25 protein-coding genes are annotated in these 24472 nt (G+C 56.3%); 8 read left to right on the top strand and 17 right to left on the bottom strand.

Translation table 11 applies throughout. From position 1 onward, the window contains the following. The 9 genes from ACR0IO_RS10320 to ACR0IO_RS10280 all read right to left on the bottom strand — a co-directional run bounded on the left by ACR0IO_RS10320 (position 1) and on the right by ACR0IO_RS10280 (position 6932). Positions 1–1530: an ABC transporter ATP-binding protein gene (locus ACR0IO_RS10320; protein WP_170332342.1), complete on the bottom strand. Its 1530-nt coding sequence runs from the start codon at positions 1528–1530 to the stop codon at positions 1–3. A gap of 104 nt (positions 1531–1634) precedes the next feature. Further along, positions 1635–2633, bottom strand: a complete 999-nt coding sequence (locus ACR0IO_RS10315) for a BMP family lipoprotein (RefSeq protein WP_170332340.1) — start codon at positions 2631–2633, stop codon at positions 1635–1637. 158 nt (positions 2634–2791) lie between these two features. After that, positions 2792–3205, bottom strand: a complete 414-nt coding sequence (locus ACR0IO_RS10310) for a GNAT family N-acetyltransferase (RefSeq protein WP_480741400.1) — start codon at positions 3203–3205, stop codon at positions 2792–2794. Continuing rightward, entirely contained in the window at positions 3202–3792 is a 591-nt protein-coding gene (tsaB, locus tag ACR0IO_RS10305; protein ID WP_480741399.1) for a tRNA (adenosine(37)-N6)-threonylcarbamoyltransferase complex dimerization subunit type 1 TsaB, read from the bottom strand. The genes ACR0IO_RS10310 and tsaB overlap by 4 nt, the downstream gene beginning before the upstream one ends. Then, entirely contained in the window at positions 3782–4345 is a 564-nt protein-coding gene (locus ACR0IO_RS10300; RefSeq protein ID WP_155149901.1) for a NifU family protein, read from the bottom strand. The genes tsaB and ACR0IO_RS10300 overlap by 11 nt, the downstream gene beginning before the upstream one ends. A gap of 69 nt (positions 4346–4414) precedes the next feature. Continuing rightward, positions 4415–5008, bottom strand: a complete 594-nt coding sequence (locus ACR0IO_RS10295) for a DsbA family protein (RefSeq protein ID WP_480741397.1) — start codon at positions 5006–5008, stop codon at positions 4415–4417. Positions 5009–5017: 9 nt separating this feature from the next. Next, positions 5018–5473 (bottom strand): universal stress protein, encoded by a 456-nt coding sequence (locus ACR0IO_RS10290; RefSeq protein WP_155149905.1) that lies wholly within the window; start codon positions 5471–5473, stop codon positions 5018–5020. A 75-nt stretch (positions 5474–5548) separates the two neighbouring features. Further along, positions 5549–6412 (bottom strand): branched-chain amino acid aminotransferase, encoded by an 864-nt coding sequence (locus ACR0IO_RS10285; RefSeq protein WP_480741393.1) that lies wholly within the window; start codon positions 6410–6412, stop codon positions 5549–5551. 58 nt (positions 6413–6470) lie between these two features. Further along, the gene (locus tag ACR0IO_RS10280; RefSeq protein WP_480741391.1) at positions 6471–6932 is read right to left on the bottom strand and encodes an Lrp/AsnC family transcriptional regulator; all 462 of its coding nucleotides are present in this window, start codon (positions 6930–6932) and stop codon (positions 6471–6473) included. A gap of 129 nt (positions 6933–7061) precedes the next feature. Here ACR0IO_RS10280 and ACR0IO_RS10275 point away from each other — a divergent pair, with 129 nt between their 5' ends. Then, a complete protein-coding gene (locus tag ACR0IO_RS10275) occupies positions 7062–8111 on the top strand; it encodes a Glu/Leu/Phe/Val family dehydrogenase (RefSeq protein ID WP_480741389.1) in 1050 nt (349 codons plus the stop codon). 62 nt (positions 8112–8173) lie between these two features. On the opposite strand, the gene trpS is transcribed toward ACR0IO_RS10275, so the two are convergent. Continuing rightward, on the bottom strand, positions 8174–9202 hold the full coding sequence (gene trpS, locus ACR0IO_RS10270; protein ID WP_170332325.1) for a tryptophan--tRNA ligase: 1029 nt from the start codon (positions 9200–9202) through the stop codon (positions 8174–8176). 86 nt (positions 9203–9288) lie between these two features. Between trpS and ACR0IO_RS10265 the strand changes: the two genes are divergently transcribed. Then, positions 9289–9975, top strand: coding sequence for a rhomboid family intramembrane serine protease (locus tag ACR0IO_RS10265; protein WP_480741387.1), 687 nt, complete (start codon positions 9289–9291; stop codon positions 9973–9975). A 4-nt stretch (positions 9976–9979) separates the two neighbouring features. Here ACR0IO_RS10265 and murJ read toward each other — a convergent pair whose 3' ends face one another. The 3 genes from murJ to ACR0IO_RS10250 are packed head-to-tail and all read right to left on the bottom strand — an operon-like array spanning position 9980 to position 15469. After that, positions 9980–11521, bottom strand: a complete 1542-nt coding sequence (gene murJ / locus ACR0IO_RS10260) for a murein biosynthesis integral membrane protein MurJ (RefSeq protein WP_480741385.1) — start codon at positions 11519–11521, stop codon at positions 9980–9982. Further along, positions 11518–14337 carry a [protein-PII] uridylyltransferase gene (locus ACR0IO_RS10255; RefSeq protein WP_480741383.1) on the bottom strand — a complete coding sequence of 940 codons (2820 nt, stop codon included), beginning with the start codon at positions 14335–14337 and terminating at the stop codon, positions 11518–11520. The genes murJ and ACR0IO_RS10255 overlap by 4 nt, the downstream gene beginning before the upstream one ends. Next, positions 14297–15469, bottom strand: coding sequence for a penicillin-binding protein activator (locus ACR0IO_RS10250; protein WP_155149921.1), 1173 nt, complete (start codon positions 15467–15469; stop codon positions 14297–14299). The genes ACR0IO_RS10255 and ACR0IO_RS10250 overlap by 41 nt, the downstream gene beginning before the upstream one ends. A gap of 88 nt (positions 15470–15557) precedes the next feature. Between ACR0IO_RS10250 and rsmI the strand changes: the two genes are divergently transcribed. The 3 genes from rsmI to gshB all read left to right on the top strand — a co-directional run bounded on the left by rsmI (position 15558) and on the right by gshB (position 17782). Continuing rightward, positions 15558–16415 (top strand): 16S rRNA (cytidine(1402)-2'-O)-methyltransferase, encoded by an 858-nt coding sequence (gene rsmI / locus ACR0IO_RS10245; RefSeq protein WP_480741381.1) that lies wholly within the window; start codon positions 15558–15560, stop codon positions 16413–16415. Between the two features lie 4 nt (positions 16416–16419). Continuing rightward, positions 16420–16788: a YraN family protein gene (locus tag ACR0IO_RS10240; protein WP_480741380.1), complete on the top strand. Its 369-nt coding sequence runs from the start codon at positions 16420–16422 to the stop codon at positions 16786–16788. Between the two features lie 61 nt (positions 16789–16849). Next, a complete protein-coding gene (gene gshB, locus ACR0IO_RS10235) occupies positions 16850–17782 on the top strand; it encodes a glutathione synthase (RefSeq protein ID WP_480741378.1) in 933 nt (310 codons plus the stop codon). On the opposite strand, the gene ACR0IO_RS10230 is transcribed toward gshB, so the two are convergent. From ACR0IO_RS10230 to cobU, 4 genes are all read right to left on the bottom strand, one after another. Next, positions 17779–19290, bottom strand: a complete 1512-nt coding sequence (locus ACR0IO_RS10230; protein ID WP_480741376.1) for a YifB family Mg chelatase-like AAA ATPase — start codon at positions 19288–19290, stop codon at positions 17779–17781. The two genes, gshB and ACR0IO_RS10230, sit on opposite strands and share 4 nt — an antisense overlap. Positions 19291–19360: 70 nt before the next feature. Then, positions 19361–20230 carry a glutathione S-transferase N-terminal domain-containing protein gene (locus tag ACR0IO_RS10225; RefSeq protein ID WP_480741373.1) on the bottom strand — a complete coding sequence of 290 codons (870 nt, stop codon included), beginning with the start codon at positions 20228–20230 and terminating at the stop codon, positions 19361–19363. A gap of 58 nt (positions 20231–20288) precedes the next feature. Then, positions 20289–20867: a histidine phosphatase family protein gene (locus tag ACR0IO_RS10220; protein ID WP_480741370.1), complete on the bottom strand. Its 579-nt coding sequence runs from the start codon at positions 20865–20867 to the stop codon at positions 20289–20291. Beyond that, a complete protein-coding gene (cobU, locus tag ACR0IO_RS10215) occupies positions 20864–21385 on the bottom strand; it encodes a bifunctional adenosylcobinamide kinase/adenosylcobinamide-phosphate guanylyltransferase (RefSeq protein WP_480741367.1) in 522 nt (173 codons plus the stop codon). Before cobU ends, ACR0IO_RS10220 begins: the two co-directional genes overlap by 4 nt. Before the next feature lie 100 nt (positions 21386–21485). On the opposite strand from cobU, the gene ACR0IO_RS10210 reads away from it, so the two are divergent. The 3 genes from ACR0IO_RS10210 (at position 21486) to coaBC (ending at position 24459) form a co-directional block, all read left to right on the top strand. Further along, positions 21486–22364 carry an RNA polymerase factor sigma-32 gene (locus ACR0IO_RS10210; protein ID WP_155149932.1) on the top strand — a complete coding sequence of 293 codons (879 nt, stop codon included), beginning with the start codon at positions 21486–21488 and terminating at the stop codon, positions 22362–22364. Continuing rightward, positions 22361–23185, top strand: a complete 825-nt coding sequence (locus ACR0IO_RS10205) for a ChaN family lipoprotein (RefSeq protein WP_480741366.1) — start codon at positions 22361–22363, stop codon at positions 23183–23185. The genes ACR0IO_RS10210 and ACR0IO_RS10205 overlap by 4 nt, the downstream gene beginning before the upstream one ends. A 77-nt stretch (positions 23186–23262) precedes the next feature. Further along, positions 23263–24459 carry a bifunctional phosphopantothenoylcysteine decarboxylase/phosphopantothenate--cysteine ligase CoaBC gene (gene coaBC, locus ACR0IO_RS10200; RefSeq protein ID WP_480741662.1) on the top strand — a complete coding sequence of 399 codons (1197 nt, stop codon included), beginning with the start codon at positions 23263–23265 and terminating at the stop codon, positions 24457–24459. Positions 24460–24472: the final 13 nt, after the last annotated feature.

Raw genomic sequence — 24472 nt, 5'->3', positions numbered from 1 at the left:
TTACGCGGCCTCCCCCGCAACACCGGCCATCAACAGGCCCAGTTCTTTTTCATCTGTTTCATGAGGCAGGCGTTCGCCCATGATATGTCCGTCAAACATCACTGCGATCCGGTCGGAAAGTGAGAATATCTCTTCCAATTCGACCGACACCAGCAGGATCGCTTTTCCCTGATCACGCAGGGCAACGATTTGCTTGTGAATGAACTCGATCGCGCCAATATCTACGCCACGCGTTGGTTGCCCCACCAGCAGCAGGTCAGGATTACGCTCGATTTCTCGTGCAACCACGATTTTTTGCTGGTTACCGCCCGAGAAGTTTTTGGCCGCCAGCCATCCATTTGGCGGGCGCACGTCAAACTTCTCAATCTTGCGTTCGGTATCGGCACGCAGAGCAGCGTTATCCATGAAAATCCCGCGCTTGTAGGCCGGATCACGGTGATAGCCGAAGGCCACGTTCTCCCAGGCGTGGAAATCCATGATCAGACCCTCGCGCTGACGGTCTTCGGGAACGTGCGCGATATGCTGCGCGCGGCGGGCCTGACCATCAGATCCCGGCCCGCTGAGGGCAAGCGGAGTGCCGTTCAGCTTGATGGTCCCGTGACCAGGGCGCATTCCGCCCAGAACTTCCAGCAGTTCGGATTGACCATTGCCGGCCACACCGGCAATGCCGACGATCTCACCCGCGCGAACGTTCAGATTGATGCCTTTGACGCGTTCGACACCGGCCTCGTCGCTGACACGCAGGTTTTCGATTTCCAATATCGGTTTGCCAGGCTGTGCGGGAACCTTGTCCACCTGCAGCAGAACCTTGCGACCTACCATTAGCTCGGCCAGTTCCTCGGGATTGGTTTCCGAGGTTTTGACCGTCGCTGTCATTTGTCCGCGCCGCATGACCGATACGGTATCTGTGGCTTCCATGATCTCGCGCAGTTTATGCGTGATCAGGATGATAGTTTTACCCTCTTGCCGTAAGCGATCTAGGATGCGGAACAGCTGATCCGCCTCGGCCGGGGTCAGAACACCGGTTGGTTCATCAAGAATCAGAATCTCGGCCCGGCGGTAAAGCGCTTTGAGGATTTCGACCCGCTGCTGTGCGCCCACGCCGATTTCATCAATGCGTTTGTCCGGATCGACGAAGAGTTCGTACTCTTCCTCAAGCTCTTTCAGTTCTTTGCGCGCTTTGGTCAGAGACGGCCCTAGCAGGCCGCCGTCCTCTGCACCCAGAACGATGTTTTCCAGAACGGTGAAATTCTCAACCAGCTTGAAGTGCTGGAAAACCATGCCGATACCTGCGGCTATTGCAGCCTGGCTGTCGGGGATGTCGGTCTTTTGACCATTGATCCAGATTTCACCTTTGTCGGCTTTGTAAAAGCCGTAGAGAATGCTCATCAACGTGGATTTGCCCGCACCGTTTTCACCGATGATCCCATGGATCGTACCGGGGGCGACGCTGATGGAAATGTCTTTGTTGGCCTGAACCGGCCCAAAGGCTTTGGATATCCCTTTGAGCTCAATGGCGGGGACGGTCATGTCTTGTCCTCAATTGCCGAAAAGGCCGCTGTGACACCATAACTGCAGTGCGCGAACAGCGGCAGAGTGGATGCGGGACGGGGGTATCCCCGTCCCGCGCGATATCAGAACTGCAGTGCTGGGCAGCTGTCGTTCTCGTAGTAGCTGACAACCGCGACGTTGCCGTCGATGATGTCCTGACGTGCCTTGTCAACTGCGGCTTTCATGTCGTCGTTGACCAGTGCCGCGTTGTTGTCGTCCATTGCGACACCAACACCTTCTTCGGCCAGACCCATAGCAAATACGCCGGTTTCCAGGTCTTCGCCGCCGCTCATTGCGTCATAAACAGCAACGTCGACGCGTTTCAGCATCGAGGTCAGAACCTTGCCCGGGTGCAGGTGGTTCTGGTTGCTGTCCACGCCGATCGACAGGATACCTTCGTCAGCTGCGGTCTGCAGAACACCAACGCCTGTGCCACCCGCAGCGGCATAGATCACGTCTGCACCTTGGCTGATCTGGGCTTTGGTCAGTTCCGAGCCTTTAACCGGATCGTTCCAGGCCGCAGGAGTTGTGCCGGTCATGTTGGCGACAACGTTGATATCAGGGTTCACAGCCTTGGCACCCTGCGCATAACCGCAACCGAAGTGACGGATCAGCGGAATGTCCATGCCGCCGATGAAACCCACGGTGCCCGATTGGGAGGCCATCGCGGCCATCATGCCGACCAGATACGAGCCTTCATGCTCGGCAAAGCCGATCTGACGGATGTTCGGCGCGTCCAGCCAGGTTACGTCAACCGCGACGAACTTGGTGTCGGGGTAGTCGCCGGCTACTGCGGACAGCGGATCTGCCATCGCGAAACCCATGGTGATGATCGGGTTTGCGCCCGCTTCGGCAAAACGGCGCAGAGCCTGTTCGCGCTGAGCTTCGGACTGAAGCTCGATCTCGCGGTAGGTGCCGCCGGTTTCGTCGGCCCAACGCTGCGCGCCATTATGTGCCGCTTCGTTGAACGACTTGTCGAATTTACCGCCCAGGTCAAAGATCAGCGCGGGCTCGGCCAGAGCTGCGCCAGCTGTCAGTGCAACCGCAGCGGCTGCGCCCATCAAAGATTTCATCAGGGTCATATGTTACTCCCGTTGGTTTTTGTCGGTTCGGTGCCAAGATAGCCCCGTTTACCCACTCAGAGCGAGCATAACCGTTGTGATGGCGGGAATTAAGGCCGTTTGCAACAGGCGGGGTCAACTGAATTTTGACCATATGGTCGAAAAAATTGCATCTACCGCTAGGGCAAGCTGCGTTCCATTACGATTGCGTCCGCATTTTTATCGTTTTTCCGCAAATAGTAGCCTTTGCGCCGTCCACAGGGGCGATAATTGCAACTTTGGTACAACTCAAAGGCGGGATGATTGTCTTCCGCTACGTCCAGAAACGCGCGGGTGGCACCCAGTTCGATGGCTTTGTCGTGCCAGTTCTCCATGCAGCGCCGACCCAGCCCTAGCCGTTGATACGCCGGGTGAGTCGCAAGTGTCAGCAACTCAGCTTCTCCAGCGATGACCTGAAACAAAGCAAAAGACTGTTCGTTTCCAACAACATGGGTGAAACGATTGGTCAGAAGATCGGAGAACTCATCCTCTGTCCATGGGCGGGATTGGGTGAATGCCGCAGCGTGAGTCGATGCCAGGCCCTGAGGTGTCATCCGTCTAACAGTACGGGTGGCACATCTCTGGATGGTGCGGCGTCAGCCGGCCGTATGTAGAGCGGTGCGGGTGGTTCTTTAATTGTTGCCCAACGTTGCGCGGCAATGCGGGCGATAGCCGATGCATGAGATACGGGCTCAGAACAATTGAAAAGAGGCCCAAGTGATTCTGCCTCATCCCGAGACTTCAGTTGCGGTGAAGACCCTGGAAGTTGCACGTACACCTGATCTCGCGGAGCAACGATGACGGGAATCTCGCCATCGGGTGCAAGATCTGTCAACGCTTCAAACCCCGAAACGCCAACTGCAGGTATCGCAAGACCTAGTGCGAGACCCCGTGCCGCTGAGACCGAAATTCGTATGCCAGTAAAATTGCCAGGGCCTACGCCAACCCCGATCGCATCCAGATCCTGCCAGGCGCAATCCGCTTCTGCCAGAACCTCTTCAAGCAGAGGCATCAGCCGCTCAGCTTGTCCGCGGGTCATGGATTCGGCCTTTGATACCGCGATTTCACCCCCGCGCAGCAAAGCGGCCGCGCAATGCGCGGCCGATGTATCAAATGCCAGTATTGTTGGTTCAGACGGCAACAGGGCGAACCTCGGTCACTTCGGGGATGTAGTGGCGCAGCAGGTTCTCGATGCCCATTTTCAGGGTCAGAGTCGATGACGGGCAACCTGCGCAGGCCCCTTGCATGTGCAGATATACAACGCCCCGGTCGAACCCATGGAACGTGATGTCTCCGCCGTCCTGAGCAACGGCCGGACGCACACGGCTGTCCAGCAGATCTTTGATCTGGTTCACGATTTCTGCATCTTCACCAAAGTGCTCAGCGTGGCCGGATTCGGTGACAGCTTCGGCGCCCATGACAGGCTGACCGGACTGATAATGTTCCATAACAGCGCCCAGAACAGCCGGTTTGATGTGATCCCACTGGACATCATCCGACTTGGTCACGGTCACGAAATCATTGCCAAAGAACACACCGGTTACACCGCTTACGGCAAAGATGCGTTTGGCCAGCGGCGACTTTTCAGCAGCTTCGGCGTTGGGAAAATCTGCTGTTCCAGCGTCCAGAACAGCCTGGCCGGGCAGGAATTTCAATGTTGCCGGGTTCGGTGTGGATTCGGTCTGGATGAACATGGCGGAGCTCCGTTTCAGTTGCTCCAGATATGCGGGTAGGGGCCCGGGAAGTCAAGATTTGGAACCGTTCTAAATTTGGGCGGCGTAAGAAATAGCTGCATCCAATCTGTCATCACCCCAGAACAACTCTTCTCTGACCAGAAAGCTGGGTGCCCCGAAGATGTCGTGCAACTTTGCCGTTGCCACCTGTTCAATCAAGGCTGACTTGATGCTGGGGTCGCTGGCCTTATCAAGCATTTCAGTAGATAAATTCGCTGTTTGCAGGCACTCGGCCAGCACAGATTCATCCGAAATGTCGCGCCCCGAACCAAACTCTGCAGAATAAACGGCGCGAACAAACGCGGCCTTTTGATTGGGTGCTTCGATGGCTAATACCAAACGCGCTGCTTTCAGGCCATTCTGAGGGAACCTGGCAGGCCGCGCGAAGGGTAGCCCGCGCTCAGTACAAAGCCGTTCCATATCGCGCCACATATAGCGGCCCTTGGCGGGATAGATGTTGAACGGAGAGTTGTCCCAGCCTTGTTCTGCGAAGATCGGACCCAGCAGAAATGGTTGCCATTCGACAACCACACCCTTTGCTGCTGCGGCTCGCTCGATCCGCATTGCGCTGAGATAGGAATAGGTCGAGGCAAATTCGAACCAGAACTGAATTTGCCTTGCCATTAGCCTGCCTCAGGTAATTTCTTCCAGTTTCTCTTTGCTCAAATCACCGGGGACGATCGTGATCGGAATTGGCAGGCTGCCTGCGTTGCGTGACAGCTGAGTAACAAGCGGGCCGGGGCCCTTTTTGTCTGTACCGGCACCCAGAACAAGCACACCAATTTCCGGATCGTCACGAACATGTTCGATGATTTGTGGCACCGGTTCGCCCTCGCGAATGGCGAGTTCGGGTTCAACACCCTGTTTGTCACGCATCCATTTCGCGAATACCTCGAAATGTGCGTGAATACGTTCGCGCGCTTCTTCACGCATGACTTCAGCGACACCGATCCAGTGATTGAACTCATCTGGTGGAATAACGGACAGGACAGTGACGCCACCGCCAGTATGCGCTGCACGCATCGCGGCAAAACGCATCGCGTTCAGACACTCGCGACTGTCATCAAGTACGACCAGGAACTTGCGCATGAATATCCTCTTTGTTTTCAGGGATCATGCCCGAGCATTTGCCTGCTGGCAACTCGAACAAACAGAGGCAACGCGCTAGCGGTTGCTTGCGGCCCAGTCCCAATAAAGCGCACGCGCGCGGCGGGCGATAGGGCCAATCTGGTACTGCGTATCGTCCAGTGCAGTCACAGGTGTAACCTTGTTCATATTACCTGACATGAACACCTCATCCGCGTCATGAAAATCTTCGAAACTCAGAATGGTTTCGTGCACGGTTACGCCGTCCTGTCGCAGGTTGTCTATGTGGCGGGCACGGGTGATTCCAGCGAGGAAAGTGCCGTTGGGTGTCGGCGTGAAAACCTCGCCATCACGTACCATGAAGATATTCGCGGTGGCGGTTTCAGCGACATGGCCCATTGCGTCAGTTACCAGTGCGTTTGAAAACCCTTTGGACCGGGCTTCTTTCAGCATCCGCGCATTGTTGGGATAAAGGCATCCGGCCTTGGCATTAACGACTGCGGATTCCAAAATCGGACGTCGAAATCGGGTCGAAGTCAGCGTGGCTGAGGCAGTTTCCGCTGCCATCGGAATTTCTTCGAGACAGATCGCAAAACCCGTGCTGTCCTCCTGAGGGACGATCGCAGTCGCATCCCCGTCGATCCCCCAGTACATCGGACGGATATAAACGGCGGCATCCGGAGCGTAGCTTTCCAGGCCTTCTTTTACGATCTCTGCCATCTGTTCGGTGGCGACATTCGGCGAAAGCATCAGCGCCTCGGCCGAGCGATTGACACGTTCACAATGGGCTGCAAGATCAGGAGCCATCCCTTCAAAGTAACGTGCGCCGTCAAACACAGATGACCCAAGCCAGGAACCGTGATCGGCTGCACGCATGATCGGGGCGTCCCCATCATGCCACTGACCTTCGAAATAGGTTCGGATGTTCGTACCGACTGCCATGATCCCCTCCGTTCATTCTGGCGAAACCTAGGAGGGCACGGCACCGAGGTCCAGAGGATTATCCAATCGACAAGGGCAACACATCCCGTTTGACCATGGTGCGCAGAGCGAAATTGGACCGCAGATTTCGAATTCCCGGAATTTTCATCAGCCTGTTTTCCAGGAATGCATCGAATGCATTCAGGTCTTGTACAACAACTCGCAGCAATATGTCGCGGGATCCGGTCATAAGATAACACTCCATGACTTCATCACAGCGGCGAATGGCTTTCTCGAATGCATCAATGGCGTTCCGGTCCTGTTTTTCCAGTTCGACCGAAACAAAAACCGTGACGCCAAATCCAAGCAATTCTGCGTTTACCTGCGCGGCATATCCCGTGATCACGCCGTCTCGCTGAAGCCTTTCGAGGCGCCGCGCACAAGGTGTTGCAGACAGTCCGACATGTTCGGCCAGATCGATGATCGTCATTCGCCCATCCTTTTGCAGCGCGCGAATGATCTTTATATCTATCTGATCCATGGTGAAATACTCCATCTGAGATACGGATTGTAGAGTAAAGCACTAAAATTGCGCAAGCCAGCAGTGCCCATTGGCGAAAATCTCTAGGCAAAACGTGCCAGAATCGCTTTGTCATTCCGGAGGTAGATAATGGAAATCCACCCAATTGACGCGCCAGGGCACGAGCGCGTGGTTGAATTCAAAGATACGGCACACGGATTGCTGGGCTATGTTGCGATCCACTCAACGCAATTGGGGCCAGCCGCTGGTGGCGTACGAATGCGACCCTATGGGCATCCGACTGAGGCATTGAATGACGCGCTGAGACTTTCACGCGGTATGACATTCAAGAACGCTGCCGCTGACCTTCCGCTTGGGGGTGGTAAGGCAGTTATCATAGGTGATCCTGCGGCAGAAAAGTCCCCTGAATTGATGAAAGCCTTTGGCCGCGTCGTTCAGCATCTGGATGGTCAATACTGGACTGCCGAGGATATGGGCATGACGCCTGCCGACATGGCGCATATCGGGTCTGAAACCCGGTACGTCGCCGGTCTGGCAGAGGGTGATTTTGCCAGCGGGGATCCGTCTCCGATCACCGCTAGGGGCATTTTCAATGCGATCCGCGTTGTTGCACGCCATCGATTTGGAACGGCTGGGCTGAAAGGTAAAACTGTCTCGGTTCAGGGTTTGGGCAATGTCGGCTGGCATTTGTGCCACCTGCTTCACGAAGGCGGTGCTGAGTTGGTTGTAGCCGATATTGACCGGCAGCAATGTGCTCGGGCAGCAGATCAGTTTTCGGCGAAGGTGGTCGAGACCGATGTGATTTATTCAGTAGAGGCCGACATATTTGCACCCTGCGCGATTGGAGGCATTCTGAACGAGAACAGCATCCCGTTACTCAAGGTTTCTGCCGTTGCGGGGGGGGCGAACAATCAATTGGCCACGGATGCTGATGCGCAGCGACTGCATGACTGCGGTATCCTCTATGCTCCGGACTTTGTTGCGAACGGTGGCGGCATCGTAAACGTCGCGACCGAGATCCTGCAGGTTGCGGAACGTCAGGCCTTTGTCGATCTCAGATTACAGGCTTTGGAACGTACGATGGATCGAATTCTGACCCGTGCGCAGGCTGAATCGGTCAGTCCGCACGAGGTGGCGGAATCGATTGTACAGGAAGTACTGCGCCCTCAGGCAGCGTAAGGTTCCAAAGCGAGACGCCGCCCGGTTTGGGGCGGCGTTCTATGTTGTTTTGTTGAGCGAACTCAGGATTTACCTGCGCCCACCATTCCGATGATCTCGTAGGTGTCGCGCAGGATCGGGGCTGCGATCTCTCGCGCGCGTTCCGCGCCACGTGCCAAAATGCGGTCGATCTCTGCCTGATCTCCCATCAGACGTGCCATCTCGGTCGAGATCGGAGACAGCTTTTCAACTGCCAGATCAGCAAGCATCGGCTTGAACTCTCCAAACTGCTTGCCGCCAACCTGAGCCAGAACCTGCTCCACCGATTGATCGCTGAGTGCGGCATAGATGTTGACTAGGTTGCGAGCCTCGGGACGCTCTTCCAATCCGTCGATTTCTGAGGGCAGAGCATCAGGATCTGTCTTGGCCTTGCGGATTTTCTTGGCGATCGCTTCGGCATCATCCGTCATATTGATCCGGCTCATGTCGGACGGGTCGGATTTCGACATCTTTTTCGAACCGTCGCGCAGGCTCATGACCCGCGTCGCGGCTCCTTCGATCACCGGCTCGGTGATCGGAAAGAAATCGACGCCAAAGTCATTGTTGAACTTGATCGCAATGTCACGGGTCAGCTCGAGATGCTGTTTCTGGTCATCGCCGACTGGCACGTGAGTCGCGTGATAGGTCAGGATGTCCGCAGCCATGAGGGACGGGTAGGCGAACAGGCCCAGCGAAGCGTTTTGCTGGTTCTTGCCTGCTTTATCCTTCCATTGGGTCATGCGCTGCATCCAGCCCATACGCGCGACGCAGTTGAACACCCAGGCCAGCTGAGCGTGTTCGGGCACCTGGCTTTGGTTGAACAAGATAGACTGCTCAGGGTCGATCCCCGCCGCAATAAAGCCGGCGCACAATTCTCGCGTCGAGTGGGCCAGTTCCTTGGGGTCTTGCCAGACGGTGATCGCGTGCAGGTCGACCATGCAATACACGGTCTCCATCTCTGGGCCCTGCATATCCACAAAGCGCTTGAGCGCACCAAGGTAGTTGCCAAGGTGCAGGTTTCCCGAAGGCTGGATGCCGGAAAACACGCGTGGCGTGAATTGGGTCTCGGTCATCGAAGGGAACTCCCGTCTGGAAAAATCAGTCCCCGTCGCTTACCCATGAGGCCAAGGGACGTCAACAGCCGCAAAGGTAAAGCCCAATGAGCAGTGAGCATTATACACCTGCAGTTAATCCTCTGCCCCCCGTCGTGATGGCACTGGTGCTGTTTGTCATGGGCATTGAATTGGCGTTCACGCTGGGCAGCCGAGGATTGGTCGGCGGACCAGATGCCGTCGGGTGGCGACTACACGCAATAGACAGCTACTCGTTCTTTGCAGGTCAGTTTGATCGAATGCTGGAAACCGGCGACTGGCGCATAGATAGCCTCAAGCGTTTGGTAACGTATCCTTTTGTTTCAGGAACCTTTACCCAGGCAATTTTTGTCTGCGTCTTTATTCTGGCGATGGGCAAGATGGTTGCCGAAGTGTTTGGCAGCATTGCTATGTTGTTGATCTTTGTTCTGTCCGGTACCGGAGGCGCACTGGTTTATGCTCTGCTTCTTAACCCAAGCCACCCGCTGATTGGTGGGTTCCCACCGGTCTATGGTCTGATCGGTGCATTTACCTGGCTCTTGTGGCGCAAACTGTCTCTGGTCGGAGAAAACCAATCGCGTGCCTTCCAGTTGATCGCAGTTTTGATGGGCATTCAGTTGCTGTTTGGACTGATCTTTGGCGGCACATCGGATTGGGTGGCCGACCTAGGTGGATTTGCCACCGGTTTTGGCCTGTCTTTCTTTCTGGCCCCGGGGGGCTGGGCGCGTATTGTCAGCCGAATCCGTCGGGACTGATAGCTTATGACCGGCGTAGGGCGCGCTTGAACTCAGAGATTTCGAAAGCGCCCAGCAGGTGGCCAAGGAAGAAATACGAGGCCGCCGCGATCTTGATCAGCAAGATCAGTGCAAGGTAACGCCAGCCCGATAGTTCCAGCGTCCAACCAAAGAAATGGATTGCTGTATAAAGAACCGCTCCCATCCCCAATGAGGCTGCTATGATCCGCCATGCCCGTCGTTTGAACCGGTCGTCAAAACGGGCTTCTTCCCCCATTTTTCGCGCGCCGATAGCCAGCAAGGCAACCATGGCCCACCCAGCGACAGACGCAGCGATGGCCGGAGCGATCCAGCCGATAAGCGGATAGAGACCGAAGGCAAGCGCTGCGTTCACGACCATGGCAACCAGGGCGTAGTGAAACGGAGATTTCGTATCCTCCCGAGCAAAGAACAAAGGCTGCAGTAGTTTTTGCAGCATGAATGCGGGCAGGCCGATGCCATAGATAGCCACGGCAAGCGCAGTGGCGGCAGTGTCTTCCGCGCTGAACTGACCGCGTTCAAACAGGACCGAAACCAGTGGGTTTGGGATAATCACAAACGCTACCGTTGAAGGAATGGTCAGCAACAATGTGAACTCACCGGCCCGAGAGAACGCGTTTCGCGCCCCTTCTTTGTCATCGGCACGCAACCGGCGCGATAAATCGGGCAGCAGAACGATGCCGACAGCAATGCCAACCACACCGAGCGGTAGCTGGTACAGCCGGTCGGCACTGAACAACCAGCTTATAGCTTTGTCAGTCTGCGACGCGACGCGTTGCCCGACCACCAGATTGACCTGCGTCACCCCCATGGCCAGAGCTGCCGGAACCGCCACGCGAACCATGTGACGCATATCGGGGCTCAACTTGGGCAGGCCAGGGCGGATGCGAAAGCCAGCGCGTTCAGTTGCGAACCAAACCAAGCTTAGCTGTGCAACGCCTGCGATTGGAATAACGACAAGCAGCCATCGAATGATCTCGCCTCCCAAAACCGCACCTGTGATCATGGCCGCGCATGCAAATATGTTGAGCAGAACCGGCGCTGCGGCAGCTGCAGCAAAGCGGCCGGTCGCATTGAGAACACCGGAAAACAAAGCCGCCAGGGACATGAACAGAATGTACGGAAACACAATGTACCCATAGTCGACCGCAAGATCGAAGCGCCCATCATCCGAAAACCCGTCGGCCACCAGCCATACCAGCCCGGGCATGAAAACCATTGCCAACCCGACCAGAGCCAGAACGGCGGCTGACAGAAGGTTAAAGGCGTCTTGCGCAAAGCCCTGCGCATCTGCCCCTCCCTCCAAACGTTTCGAAAACATGGGTACGAAAGCTGCGTTAAATGCACCTTCAGCAAAGAAGCGGCGGAACATGTTTGGTAGACGAAACGCGGCGACAAAAGCATCCATCACCGGTCCCGGTCCGATATAGGCATTCAGCAGGATTTCCCTGAGAAAGCCCAGAATACGGCTGGTCAGGGTCCAAAAGCCGACCGTGAAGAGGCCCGAAAACAACCGGATCTGCTTCATGAGGCAGCGCGCTCCGCACCTTCGGTGATCGCCTTGCGCAACTTGGCCTCAAGACCGCGCTGTTTGCTTTCGGAATGGTATTTCAGACCGAACATATCCTTGACGTAGAAAGTGTCGACAACCTGCTCGCCATAGGTGGCGATCACGGCATTGGCGATATAGACATTCGCAGCCGCGAGTGTCCGCGTCAGATCATACAGCAGACCGGGCCTGTCACGGGTATCAACTTCGATGATCGTGTAGATTTCAGAGCCGTCGTTATCAAACGTGATATGGGTCGGCACGTTGAATGCCTTTTCACGCTTCTTGATCTTGTCGCGGGATTTCAGGGCGTCGCGAGCCACGACCTCACCCTTGAGGGTTTTGTGGATCATCTGGGTCAGGCGTGGCAGGCGATCCGCCTCGAACGGATGACCTTCTGCATCCTGAATCCAGAACGCGTCGGTCACATATCCGTCTTTGGTTGTGTAGCTGCGCGCATCAACGACATTTGCCCCGACCAATGCCAGCGCACCGGAAATCCGCGCAAAGATACCAGGATGATCGCCCATCGCGAAACAGGCACGGGTGGCGTCGCGATCTTCATCAGGATGCAGGCGGATTTCCATCGAACCCGGATCACCACTGTGCTCCAGAACGCGCAACATCTCGGCGAACTCGACATGTGTCGCAAGGTTCAGGCCTTGCCAGTAGGGATCATAGTGACGCGAGGTTTCGGCCTTGAGATCAGTTTTGGACCAGTCCTCAAGCTCGGCTCGTAGTGCTTTCTTGGCTTCTGCACCGCGATTGGCCCGGTTGAGGTCTTCCATTCCCGTTTCCAGCGCGCGCTTGGTTTCGGCATGGAGCGCCCGCAGCAGTGTGGCCTTCCAGTTGTTCCAAGTATTCGGTCCCACACCCCGGATGTCGCAGACAGTCAGCACGGTCAGCAAATCCAGCCGTTTGACCGTTTTCACGGCCTTGGCAAAATCGCGCACTGTTCTTGGATCCGAGATATCCCGTTTCTGCGCCATATCTGACATCAGCAGATGATAGCGTACCAGCCACTCGACAGTCTCGGCCTCGGATTTGTTCAGGCCTAGTCGCGGCGCAACCTTGCGGGCGATTTTGGCTCCGAGGATTGAATGGTCCTCTGGCCGTCCTTTGGCGATGTCATGCAAAAGCAAGGCCACATACAAAACGCGCCGGCTGACGTCACCTTCAAGGATTGATGACGCGAGCGGAAGTTCCTCAATCAGTTCGCCGCGTTCGATTTGTGCTAGGTTGATGATGCATTGGATCGTATGCTCGTCGACGGTGTAGCTGTGATACATGTTGAACTGCATCATCGCGACAATGTGCTCGAATTCCGGGAGAAACGCTGACAGCACGCCCAGTTCATTCATTCGCCGCAAGGCACGTTCCGGGTTACCGTGCTTCAACATCAGATCGAGGAAGATGCGCTGAGCCTCTTTGTCATTACGCATTTCGTCATCGATCAGATTCAGATTGGCTGTGACCAGCCGCATTGCATCCGGATGGATCAGCATCCCGGTTCGCAAACCTTCTTCGAACAGGCGCAGAAGGTTCATCTTGTCGGATAGAAATTTGTCCGGATCAGCGACATCCAACCGACCGTGCACGATCCTGTAACCGGGCTTAACCCGTGGGCGTCTGCGAAAGATACGCTCCAACAGTGCCGGGCTTTTCATATGTGAAGCTTCCAGCTTTGTCAGAAAGATCCGGGTCAGTTCACCCACGCGGGTGGCTTCGCGAAAATAGCGCTGCATGAACACTTCGACAGCCCGGCGACCGGCGCGGTCCTCGTAACCCATGCGGTCTGCGACCTCGACCTGCAGATCGAATGTCAGCTGTTCTGTGGCACGTCCTGTGACCAGATGCAGGTGCGAGCGGACGGCCCACAGAAACTCTTCTGCCTGAACAAAGGTATTGAACTCTTCCGGTGTAAACAGACCCAGCGGCACCAATTCCGCGACATCCTGAACGCCATAGATATATTTGGCGATCCAATAGAGCGACTGGAGGTCGCGCAGGCCTCCCTTGCCCTCTTTCACATTGGGCTCGACCATATAACGTTCACCCTGTTTGAGGTGACGCTCATCTCGTTCCTGCAGTTTTGCTTCGATGAACTCCTGCTCAGATCCCTTGAAAAGATCGGCTTTGAGCTGACGATCAAGCTCCTTTGCCAGATCCTCATCTCCGGCCAGATAACGCTGTTCCAGCATCGCTGTCCGGATGGTGAAGTCATCCGTTCCCAACCGAAGGCAGTCTTTGATCGTGCGCGATGAATGGCCGACCTTAAGTCGCAAATCCCAGAGCATGTAGAGCATGGACTCAATCACGCTCTCGGCCCAGGCCGTGATTTTGTACGGGGTCAGGAACAACAGATCGACATCCGAGGATGGCGCCATCTCTCCGCGCCCGTACCCTCCAACCGCCAGCACGGCGATCTTTTCGCCACGTGTCGGAGTCGCCAGAGGATGCAGATACTCGCTGGCAATTTTCATCGCCGTGCAGACCAGCCCGTCTGTCAGATAGGTATACGAGCGGGTAAGCGCACGCGCCTCAAACGGACGCTTGGCAAATGCCTCGGCAATCGCCTTGCGCCCGGTCTTTTGCACGTCACGCAGGATGCGCACTGTTTCATTGCGCATCGATGCAGTGTCGAGGTCTTTCTCGAACGCTTCCGACAACAGGGTGCTTACCCTGTCACTGTCGAATATATCGTTCGCCGGGCAGATAAGTTCGCCGGTTGGCAATCGTACCTGCGCCGGTCGATCAGAAGCCGGCGCCAGTGAAGCTTTGTGGGGCAGGGTCAATCACAACCACCTGTTTGTTCTGGATCGTGGCCACTGCCAGACCGCGTTCATTCGTACCGTTCGGACGCAGGCGGAAGATGCCGCCAACGCCTTGGAAACCAGCATTCTGTGTCAGGGCCGAGGCTGTCAAAGCGTCGGATTTGCCCTGGCTGACCAATGCGCCGATTGCAGCAATTCCGTCATAGGCAAGGCCGCTGATTGGATGCGGCGCAGTACCGTAGGTGGCGTTATAGCGCTGCCTGTAAGCTTGTGCCTTTGCCGGGTCGGGCAGGGCAAACCAGCCACCCTGAACTCCGGGCAGTTCCAGCGTTTGGGGCGGGATATCCCAGCGGGTCAGCCCGATAAATTGTGTTGTCGCGGGCGACACACCGGATTCGGGCAGCAATTGGGTAAACAGGGGCAGAGCACCAGCAGTCGTCGCCGTCAGGAAAATCGAATCCGCGCCCGAAGAATCAACGGTTGCCTTGATGGTGGGTACCGAGTTGATGACACCTTGCTGTGAACGATCATATCCGACCGTACCCGCATTGTTGACGCGGCTGCTGCTCAATGCAGTTGAAATGGCCGACTGTCCCAACTGACCGGCAGCATCATTGCTGTGGACGATGACCATTCCGGTTTTGCCGCGGCTGCCGGCAAAGTTCACCAGACGGCTGGCGGTGTTATCGAATGTGGGCCCAAGGACAAAGACATTGCCGCCTGCAATGCTGGTATTGTTCGAAAAGGACAGAACGTTGACTTTGTTGTTCAGAACGGCAAGTCCGGCGGCGTTTGCAGCCTGTGCATATACCGGCCCGATGATGATCTTGGCCCCGTCGGATACCGCCTGCTGTGCAACTGCCGATGCGGTACTCGCATTGCCAGCAGTGTCATAGACCCGCAGGTCGATCTGTACGTTCTTCAGATCCGCCATCGCTAGCCGGGCTGCGTTTTCAAGGCTTTGTGCCAGCGCTGCATCACCCGACTGCGCCGACCCTTTCGGAACCAGCAATGCGACCGGAACAGGTTTGGAGGTATTGATCGACGGGCCGCCGCCGATTGCCCCCGGCTCACATGCGGCCAGAAACGCCGCGGTAGCTAATACAGCGGCGGATTTCGCCAGCTTGCGTACGGGCTTGCAAACGGTAAACATCTAAATGAAAACTCCCTGATCCAGCGGCTTAGAATGCTGCTATTCTGTTGAGCCGCGATAATAAACGTCATGCTGCGAGGGTCCAGCTTTGAATTTCCAAAAGATCAGATTGGCTGCTGGCCTGTACTTTGTTGCCACTCCGATCGGAACGGCGCGTGACATCACGCTCAGGGCATTGGATGTACTGGCGTCGGCTGATGTCATTGCAGCCGAGGACACTCGCAGCCTGCGCAGGTTGATGGAAATACACGGTGTTCCGCTGGATGGGCGTCGTATTCTTGCCTATCACGATCACAGCGGAGCGGGTGCGCGTGGCAAAATCCTCGAAGCGCTTGAGCAGGGAAAATCAGTTGCCTACGCCTCCGAAGCTGGCATGCCACTTATTGCCGATCCGGGCTATGATCTGGGCCGTCAGGCCGCTGAAGCGGGTCATGCGGTGACATGTGCGCCCGGGCCCTCTGCCGCTCTGGCTGCGCTGACACTGGCAGGGTTGCCGACAGACGCGTTCTTTTTTGCTGGGTTCCTGCCTAATGCCTCAGGTGCGCGGCGGACGAGAATTGAAACGCTACGCGACATTCCGGGAACGCTGGTGTTCTACGAATCTCCCAAACGCATCTCCAGCAGCCTGGCGGATCTTGCCGACGTGTTGGGATCAGATCGTCAGGCCGCTTTGTGCCGCGAGCTGACCAAGAAATTCGAGGAAGTGCGCCGAGGGACACTTGGGGAATTGGCTGAGGAGTATCAGTCCAAAACCGTCAAAGGTGAAATAGTCCTGCTTGTTGATCGCTCTCATTCGCAATCTGTTAAGGAATCCGACGTAGAAGAGGCTTTGATCAAAGCCTTGGAGACGCATTCGGTTCGGGACGCTGCCGATCTTATTTCAGAGATGTACAACCTCCCGCGCAGACCGATCTATCAAAAGGCGCTGAAGCTGGGAAAAGGATGAGTTCATGCGACGATCGGTTCGTAGCTCTGTTTCATATCACGCAGGGCAATCAGCCGAATATTTCGTTGCATCAGACTATGAGCGTCGTGGTTATCACATTGCAGAGCGCCGCTGGCGTGGCGCCGGTGGCGAGATTGATCTGATCGTACGAAATGCGGATGGATTTGTTTTTGTCGAAGTAAAGAAAAGCTCAAGTTTTGATGCAGCCGCTGCCCGGATCAGCCGTCGTCAGATGGACCGCATTTGCGCCTCGGCCGCGCAATATCTTGATCAGCAGCCTCGGGGACATTTGGCCAATGCACGTTTTGATGCGGCGTTGGTGAATGCTTTTGGTGAGCTTCAAATTATCGAAAACGCGTTTGGTCAGGCCTGATCACCATTGAACCCTTCGTCCCTCTGCGCCATGTATCGAGCGTGGAATTGAGGGATAAGCCATGAAGATCGCCTTTCAGATGGACCCGATCGGGGCCGTGGATATCAACGCCGACAGTTCGTTCCGTCTGGCCGAAGAGGCACAGGCACGCGGGCATGAGCTGTTCTTTTACAGCCCGGATCAACTGGCTTATCAGGAAGGGCGTATTACCGCACGTGGTCAGGACATGACGGTGCAGCGTGTCGCTGGTGATCCGGCTGTGTTGAGTTCGGAACGCGAGGTTGATCTTGCGGATTTCGATGTGGTTTGGCTGCGGCAGGATCCGCCGTTCGATATGCACTACATCACATCGACCCACTTGCTGGATCGGCTGAAAGGGCAGGCGTTGGTGGTGAATGATCCGTTCTGGGTCCGTAACTACCCGGAAAAACTGCTGGTGCTGGATTTTCCGGAATTGACGCCGCCAACGACCATCGCGCGAGATCTTCAGACCATCAAAGCCTTCAAAGAAAAACATGGCGATGTCATCCTGAAGCCGCTTTATGGCAATGGTGGTGCGGGTGTGTTCCGGCTGGATGCAAACGATCGCAACCTGACCTCGCTGCATGAATTGTTCACCGGGTTTTCACGAGAGCCTCTGATCGTCCAGAAGTTCCTGCCGGACGTCAGCAACGGCGACAAGCGCGTGATTTTGGTGGATGGCGAGCCGGTCGGTGCCATCAACCGCGTCCCTGCCGAGGGTGAGACACGTTCGAATATGCATGTCGGCGGTCGACCCGAAAAAATCGGCCTGACAGAGCGTGATTTGGAGATCTGCGCCACCATCGGGTCGTTGCTGAAAGAAAAGGGGCAGGTGTTTGTCGGGATCGATGTGATTGGCGACTACCTGACTGAAATCAACGTGACCTCCCCAACCGGTATTCAGGAGCTTGAACGCTTTAACGGCGTCAACGTTGCTCAGAAGATCTGGGAAGCGATTGAGGCTAAGATTTAAGCAGCGACTTTGGCGCTGATGCGAAAGCTCAGCGCCTCGGCCACATGCGGGCGTCTGACATGTGGCGCACCTTCGAGATCAGCAATTGTCCGGGCGACCCGAAGAATGCGGTGAAAGGCGCGGGCTGAAAGGCCGAATCGCTCGGCCGCCTTCAGCAGCAGATCTTTACCTTCTGCATCCGGCGCGGCGATCTCTTCCAAAAGATTTCCTTCCACATCTGCATTCTGACGCGTGGCAGTTCCCTGATAGCGATCAGCTTGTACCAACCGGGCTTTTTCAACCCGGGCGGCAACGATTTCGGAGCTGTCGCCGGATGGGGGCAGGTCAAGGTCTGTGAAACCGACAGGTGGCACCTCGAGCCGCAAGTCAAAGCGATCCATGAGCGGCCCCGAGATGCGTCCAAGATAATCTTCCCCGCAGCCGGGTGCGCGCGAGCAGGCGCGAGACGGATCGGTCAGATATCCGCATTTGCATGGGTTTGCGGCCGCAACCAGCATAAACCGGCAGGGGTATTTTACATGGGCATTGGCGCGCGCCACCATGACCTCACCGGTCTCGATGGGCTGGCGCAGAGTTTCCAGAACTGTTCGCGGGAATTCCGGAAATTCATCCATGAACAGTACGCCATTGTGGGCAAGGGAAATCTCGCCGGGTTTCGCGCCCTTCCCACCGCCCACAATGGCTGCCATCGAAGCTGTATGGTGCGGCTCTCGAAATGGACGTGTTCGGCTGATGCCACCTTCATCCAGTAATCCACACAGGGATTGAATCATCGAAGTTTCAAGCGCCTCAACAGGCGTAAGAGGAGGAAGTATTCCCGGCAATCGGGCTGCTAACATGGATTTGCCTGATCCGGGCGTGCCGATCATGATGAGGTGATGGCGCCCGGCTGCGGCAATCTCCATCGCTCGTTTGGCACGCTCCTGACCCTTGACGTCGCGCAGATCGCGGGCGCTGGGCGTCAGGTTTACCTCGCCGGGCTGGGCGATAGGTAAAGGTGACTGGCCAGAGAAATGCCGGACCACATCCCCAAGGGAACCGGCTCCAATTACCTGTGTCGCATCAACCCATGCCGCCTCGGCGCTTGAGGCGCGAGGACATAGAAGCGTTCGATCTTCGGCTGCGGCGGTCATGGCCGCAGGCAAGGCACCAACCACGGGAACCAAAGAACCATCCAGCGACAGCTCCCCAAGTGCCACGGCACCTTCGGCAGCATCGGCTGGGATGATTTCCAGTGCCGACAGCAAGGCGACAGCAATCGGCAGGTCGAAATGGCTGCCCTCTTTTGGCAGATCGGCAGGGGACAGGTTGATCGTTATCCGTTTTGAAGGGAGTGCGATCGCCATCGAACTGAGCGCACTGCGCACTCGGTCACGGGCCTCGGACACAGCTTTGTCCGGCAGGCCGACAATTGAAAACGCAGGAAGACCGGGCGAAACGGCGCATTGGACCTCGACCGGTCGGGCATCGACACCCTGAAAGGCAACGGTATGAGCTCGGGCGACCATGGCTGTCCTGTTCTTGGTTAACAGGTCGTTGCTGCCATGGCCGCGGTTTAGGAAGTGTTAACGACGCGGATCAATTGATCAGTGCCATGAATTTTGGCCAGGCTTCCGGGTCGGCCACTGTTTTGTCCCTGCAGAACGGATTACAAAACCCCCAACGATTTCCATCGAGTTCCAGGTAGTCGGAGACGGGTTTGCCCGAATACGGACAATTCGCATTGATCGAGGGGCCAGCCTCCAGAGGTTTTGCCTTGGAGGCACCGCCAACCGGCCATGGCTTGGAGCGCAGCTCCTGAGCGTAGGGAAACGGATCATACTGCACGGTCAAACCCATCGCTCTCCACTGCCTGACCGGTGTATCCGAGAGCAGTCCCAGACAATAGTCACGGTTCTTGTCAGATACCGGTAGCCCATATCCGATGATCCGGGCTGCAACAGGGGTATAAAACACATCGGCCAGAGAATATTCGCCAAACAGCGGCCCGGATGATGCGCCGGAAACCTTGCGAGCGTGATCCCACAGCGTTTCGATTCTTTCGAGATCTGCCAATGTGCCCGCTGATGGCACAAAGCCTTCCCAGCAATGCAAAAGTTGCATCGGGCATTCGCTTCGCAGGGAAGTGAAGCCGGAAACCATTTCGGAACATAACCATCTTGCAGTTGCGCGTGCGGCGGCATCTTTGGGCCAAAGCCCTGCATCTGGATGACGTTCAGCCAGTGTTTCGGCCATGGCCAGGCTTTCACCAACAACTGTTCCGTCCGGCAAGCGCAATGCCGGTACCAGACGGGCCGGGGCGAGGGGTTTCATATCCTCGTCCATAGTCCCGGAATAGAGGCCAATAATATGGGTTTTATAGGGAAGGCCAAACTTCTCCAGCATCAGCCATCCGCGCATGGACCAGCTGGAAAACAGCCTGTCCCCGATAAATAGATCATAAGTCATGCCCCGACGATGTCGGATCATATATCATTCGTAAATCGGTTATTTGTGCGGAGTTTTATCACGGAATGTGATTGATCCGTTCCACAGACCACCTGTCGCCATGATCCGTGATTTCGGTGACAGACAAATTGTCGATACGATGCGAGAACGCCTGTTGGGCATCAAGTGCCAACGCACGCTGTACCTGCGTGAGTATGACGCCGAAATGTGCAACAACGATCAGGTCAGATCCGGTATGTTCGGCAATCAGCCCGTCGATCACCGCATCAACCCTTGCACGGACCTGATTCCAGCTTTCACCTTCGGGTGGGCGCACCTCGCCCGGATTATCCCAGTAGGCAAAAGCCAGTTCAGGATCCTCGGCCTCGATATCCGCAAAAGGCCGCAGTTCCCAGGTTCCAAAGTTAATCTCTCTCAGGTCCGGATGATGCGGCAACCGGCGGCGTGTCCCTGCTATTGCGCTGGCGGTGTCAGCAGCGCGAGAAAGATCTGAGGACAAAACAATGCCTCCAGTCGGCAGATGAGCCTGAAGCCTTGCAATAGCGGCATGATCGCTCAGATCGGCAGGAATATCCGACCAGCCTACCATTGTTTTGGCATGCGTCGGGCCGTGTCGGACGAGGTGCAGACGTGTCACGGAAGCTGACCTTTCAAAACCAGTGGCAACCCGGCAGTGACCTGTACAACCAGATCTGCCTGCGCAGCCAGTGCGATATTCAAACGCCCCTGCGCCTCGCGAAACCTGCGGGCCAGTGCGTTATCCGGGACGACCCCGTGACCTACCTCATTCGAAACGATGACGATTTGCGCCGGGCAGGTACGCAGATCATCAAGAAATTCAGCCTGGGCCTGAGCGATGTCATTCTCAGCGAGCAAGTGATTGCTCAGCCACATGGTGGCACAATCGACAAGGCAAATCTGATCCCGACTCAGGTCCGCAAGCGCAGGCTTCAGGTCAAACGGGGCCTCAATTGTCGTCCACCCCGCGCCGCGTTGTGCAATATGCTGCCTAATTTTTTGGCGCATCTCATCATCAAACACTTGTGATGTCGCGACGTAAACCCGGTTTTTATCCGTTGAAACAACCAGTTGTTCGGCAAAAGCGGATTTTCCCGATGCTGCGCCGCCTAGAACAAAGGTTAAATTGGGATGCACTTTTATTACCTTTCTGGTGATCCACCCGGTTTTGCCCTGCGTATCGACACCAAAACGTCAAAGCAAGACCGGCCCGCGCCAGCAAACAAGGGAGAGATGCATGGCACTGGATAACCCAAGTGACTTTTCGATGTCCCGTAGGGCCATGAAGGCCGAATTGCTGGACGCAGAAACAGAATTGCGGCTCGCCTACGCGTGGAGAGATGATCGCGACGAACAGGCGCTTCATCGTTTGATCACAGCCTATATGCGCTTAGCGATATCGATGGCGGCGAAGTTCAAACGCTACGGTGCGCCGATGAACGATCTCATTCAGGAAGCTGGTTTGGGATTGATGAAGGCTGCCGACAAGTTCGATCCGGATCGTGGGGTTCGGTTTTCGACCTATGCCGTCTGGTGGATCAAGGCGAGCATCCAGGACTATGTCATGCGGAACTGGTCGATGGTGCGGACCGGTTCGACCTCTTCCCAGAAATCCCTGTTTTTCAATATGCGGCGCGTCCAGGCGCGACTGGAGCGGGAAGCCGCAACAGATGGGCTTGAGTTGGATCGCCACCAATTACACCAGATGATTGCGGCTGAGATTGGGGTGCCACTGCGGGATGTCGAGATGATGGAAGGGCGCCTTTCTGGCTCTGATTTCTCTCTCAACGCGGTGCAATCGACCGATGAGGACGGGCGCGAATGGATTGATGCGCTTGAAGATGATCGGGAGCAGGCAGCCGAAGCTGTTGAACACAGCCATGATACCCAACAGTTGCGTGAATGGCTGGTGACAGCGATGCAGGCTCTGAACGATCGCGAGCGGTTCATCGTTCGTGAACGCAAACTACGTGAACCGGCGCGCACGCTGGAGAGTTTGGGGCAGGAACTTGGTCTGTCCAAAGAGCGCGTACGACAGCTTGAGGCGGCAGCCTTCATCAAAATGCGCAAGAACCTTGAAGCGCAATCCCGTGAGGTGCAACACTTCTTCGCATGAGACATCTTGCGATTCTTGCCACCGCCGCAATTCTGAATTTTAACTTTGCTCCTCAGGGGCTTGCTGACGAATACCTGCCCGACGACGTGCGCGAGCGGATGCAGTCAGCAGATGTTATTATTCTGGGTGAAATTCACGACAATCCACAGCACCATTATATCCAGGCCGAAGCGATCGAAGTGATTGATCCTTCGGCTGTGGTCTGGGAAATGGTGACGGAGGAAGGTGCGCAGCGCCTTGCTCAAAAAGCCGTTTCCGATCCCGAAGAGCTTTCGCGAATCCTGCGCTGGGTTGAATCCGGCTGGCCACCGCTCAGCATGTATTACCCGGTGTTTCAGGCAAGCGAAGCACCAGTGTATGGCGCAATGGTTCCGCGCAAGGCTGCTCGGGCGGCGATGGAACGTGGTGCAGCCACTGCTCTGGGGGCGGATGCTGCGCGCTACGGATTGACGGTGCCACTGGCCGCCGAAGATCAGGCCGCCCGTGAAGCGGATCAACTGGCGGCTCATTGCAATGCAATCCCCGAAGAGGCGCTGCCTCAGATGGTTGCGATTCAGCGGCTGCGGGATGCGGTCCTGACACGCGCTATCCTGACAGCGATTGACGACACCGAAGGGCCGGTTGCCGTAATCACCGGCAATGGGCATGCACGCAAAGATCGCGGTATTCCCACTTTTCTGTCTCGTATGCGACCGGGTCTGAAGGTTTTTGTGTTGGGGCAATCCGAAGATGGCGACATCGAAGGTGACTTTGATGTGGTTATCGACAGCCCTGCGGTCGAACGCGAAGATCCGTGCAAAGCCTTTGAAAAACAGGACTGAGCTGCAACAATATCCGCTGGAACTCATCGGTGGCGTTGCCTAATGTCAGCGCCGACCGGGACGTGGAAGGGCTGAACATGCTGGCATCCAAACGTATTCTTCTGATCATCGGCGGGGGAATTGCGGCTTACAAGTCGTTGGATCTGATCCGGAGACTGAAAGAACGCGGCGCGGCGGTGACGCCTGTTCTGACCCGCGCTGCCGAAGAATTTGTAACCCCGCTTTCGGTGTCCGCACTTGCCGGGGAAAAGGTGTATCGCGACCTCTTTGACCTCACTGATGAGGCCGAGATGGGGCATATCCAGCTCTCACGCTCTGCCGATTTGATTGTTGTTGCTCCGGCCACGGCCGATCTTATGGGCAAGATGGCAGGTGGTCTGGCAAATGATCTCGCCTCTACTTTGCTTATGGCGACAGACACACCTGTGTTGTGTGCCCCTGCAATGAATGTGCGCATGTGGGATCATCCAGCAACGCGACGCAATCATGAACAGCTATTGGCTGACAGTGTCAGCTTTGTTGGCCCTAACGAGGGCGATATGGCGTGCGGAGAATACGGACCGGGCCGCATGTCTGAACCGCTGGAGATCGTGGCTGCAATCGAAAATGCGTTTGAGGCGGGTCCATTGGCTGGCAAGCGTATTCTGGTGACATCTGGCCCCACGCATGAACCCATTGACCCGGTTCGCTATATTGCAAACCGATCATCGGGGGCACAGGGAACAGCGGTTGCCCGGGCTCTTGCCGCAATGGGTGCCGAAGTTGTTTTTGTGACTGGCCCTGCAGATGTGCCCCCACCCGACGGCGTGCAGGTCGTGCGGGTTGAGACTGCGCAGCAAATGTCGGACGCGGTGGACGAGGCCTTGCCCGTCGACGCGGGTGTGTTCGCGGCGGCGGTTGCAGATTGGCGTATTGCCGGGGCGTCGGACCGCAAGCTGAAGAAAAGCCGCGACGGTGTTCCGGCTCTGGAGTTTGCCGAAAACCCGGACATTTTGAAACGTGTCGCGAATATGGAAACCAATCGCCCGGGGCTGGTAGTTGGCTTTGCCGCCGAAACCGATAACGTGATCGAACACGCAACGTCCAAACGTAAGCGCAAAGGATGCGATTGGATCGTCGCAAATGACGTGAGCCCGGCGACCGGGATCATGGGCGGATCCGAGAACGCGGTCATATTGATTTCGGATGATGGCGGTGACGAATGGCCCCGTATGGGCAAGGATGCCGTCGCCAAACGTCTGGCAGAGAAGATTGCAGAAGCTCTCAACGCGTGATCAGCGCAGAAAC

It is taken from the genome of Ruegeria sp. CE12, from assembly GCF_056537525.1.
Note: the sequence above shows the minus strand (reverse complement) of the source record. Positions and strands in the feature narration are given on the sequence as shown.

Coding starts and splice junctions, on each gene's coding strand:
- ACR0IO_RS10275 (WP_480741389.1), top strand. CDS start 7,062: ATGGAAATCCACCCAATTGACGCGCCAGGGCACGAGCGCGTGGTTGAA.
- ACR0IO_RS10240 (WP_480741380.1), top strand. CDS start 16,420: ATGCGACGATCGGTTCGTAGCTCTGTTTCATATCACGCAGGGCAATCA.
- ACR0IO_RS10295 (WP_480741397.1), bottom strand. CDS start 5,008: ATGGCAAGGCAAATTCAGTTCTGGTTCGAATTTGCCTCGACCTATTCC.
- ACR0IO_RS10225 (WP_480741373.1), bottom strand. CDS start 20,230: ATGACTTATGATCTATTTATCGGGGACAGGCTGTTTTCCAGCTGGTCC.
- ACR0IO_RS10265 (WP_480741387.1), top strand. CDS start 9,289: ATGAGCAGTGAGCATTATACACCTGCAGTTAATCCTCTGCCCCCCGTC.
- ACR0IO_RS10310 (WP_480741400.1), bottom strand. CDS start 3,205: ATGACACCTCAGGGCCTGGCATCGACTCACGCTGCGGCATTCACCCAA.
- ACR0IO_RS10300 (WP_155149901.1), bottom strand. CDS start 4,345: ATGTTCATCCAGACCGAATCCACACCGAACCCGGCAACATTGAAATTC.
- ACR0IO_RS10210 (WP_155149932.1), top strand. CDS start 21,486: ATGGCACTGGATAACCCAAGTGACTTTTCGATGTCCCGTAGGGCCATG.
- ACR0IO_RS10315 (WP_170332340.1), bottom strand. CDS start 2,633: ATGACCCTGATGAAATCTTTGATGGGCGCAGCCGCTGCGGTTGCACTG.
- ACR0IO_RS10250 (WP_155149921.1), bottom strand. CDS start 15,469: ATGTTTACCGTTTGCAAGCCCGTACGCAAGCTGGCGAAATCCGCCGCT.
- ACR0IO_RS10285 (WP_480741393.1), bottom strand. CDS start 6,412: ATGGCAGTCGGTACGAACATCCGAACCTATTTCGAAGGTCAGTGGCAT.
- ACR0IO_RS10280 (WP_480741391.1), bottom strand. CDS start 6,932: ATGGATCAGATAGATATAAAGATCATTCGCGCGCTGCAAAAGGATGGG.
- ACR0IO_RS10320 (WP_170332342.1), bottom strand. CDS start 1,530: ATGACCGTCCCCGCCATTGAGCTCAAAGGGATATCCAAAGCCTTTGGG.
- coaBC (WP_480741662.1), top strand. CDS start 23,263: ATGCTGGCATCCAAACGTATTCTTCTGATCATCGGCGGGGGAATTGCG.
- ACR0IO_RS10205 (WP_480741366.1), top strand. CDS start 22,361: ATGAGACATCTTGCGATTCTTGCCACCGCCGCAATTCTGAATTTTAAC.
- trpS (WP_170332325.1), bottom strand. CDS start 9,202: ATGACCGAGACCCAATTCACGCCACGCGTGTTTTCCGGCATCCAGCCT.
- ACR0IO_RS10230 (WP_480741376.1), bottom strand. CDS start 19,290: ATGGTCGCCCGAGCTCATACCGTTGCCTTTCAGGGTGTCGATGCCCGA.
- murJ (WP_480741385.1), bottom strand. CDS start 11,521: ATGAAGCAGATCCGGTTGTTTTCGGGCCTCTTCACGGTCGGCTTTTGG.
- ACR0IO_RS10290 (WP_155149905.1), bottom strand. CDS start 5,473: ATGCGCAAGTTCCTGGTCGTACTTGATGACAGTCGCGAGTGTCTGAAC.
- gshB (WP_480741378.1), top strand. CDS start 16,850: ATGAAGATCGCCTTTCAGATGGACCCGATCGGGGCCGTGGATATCAAC.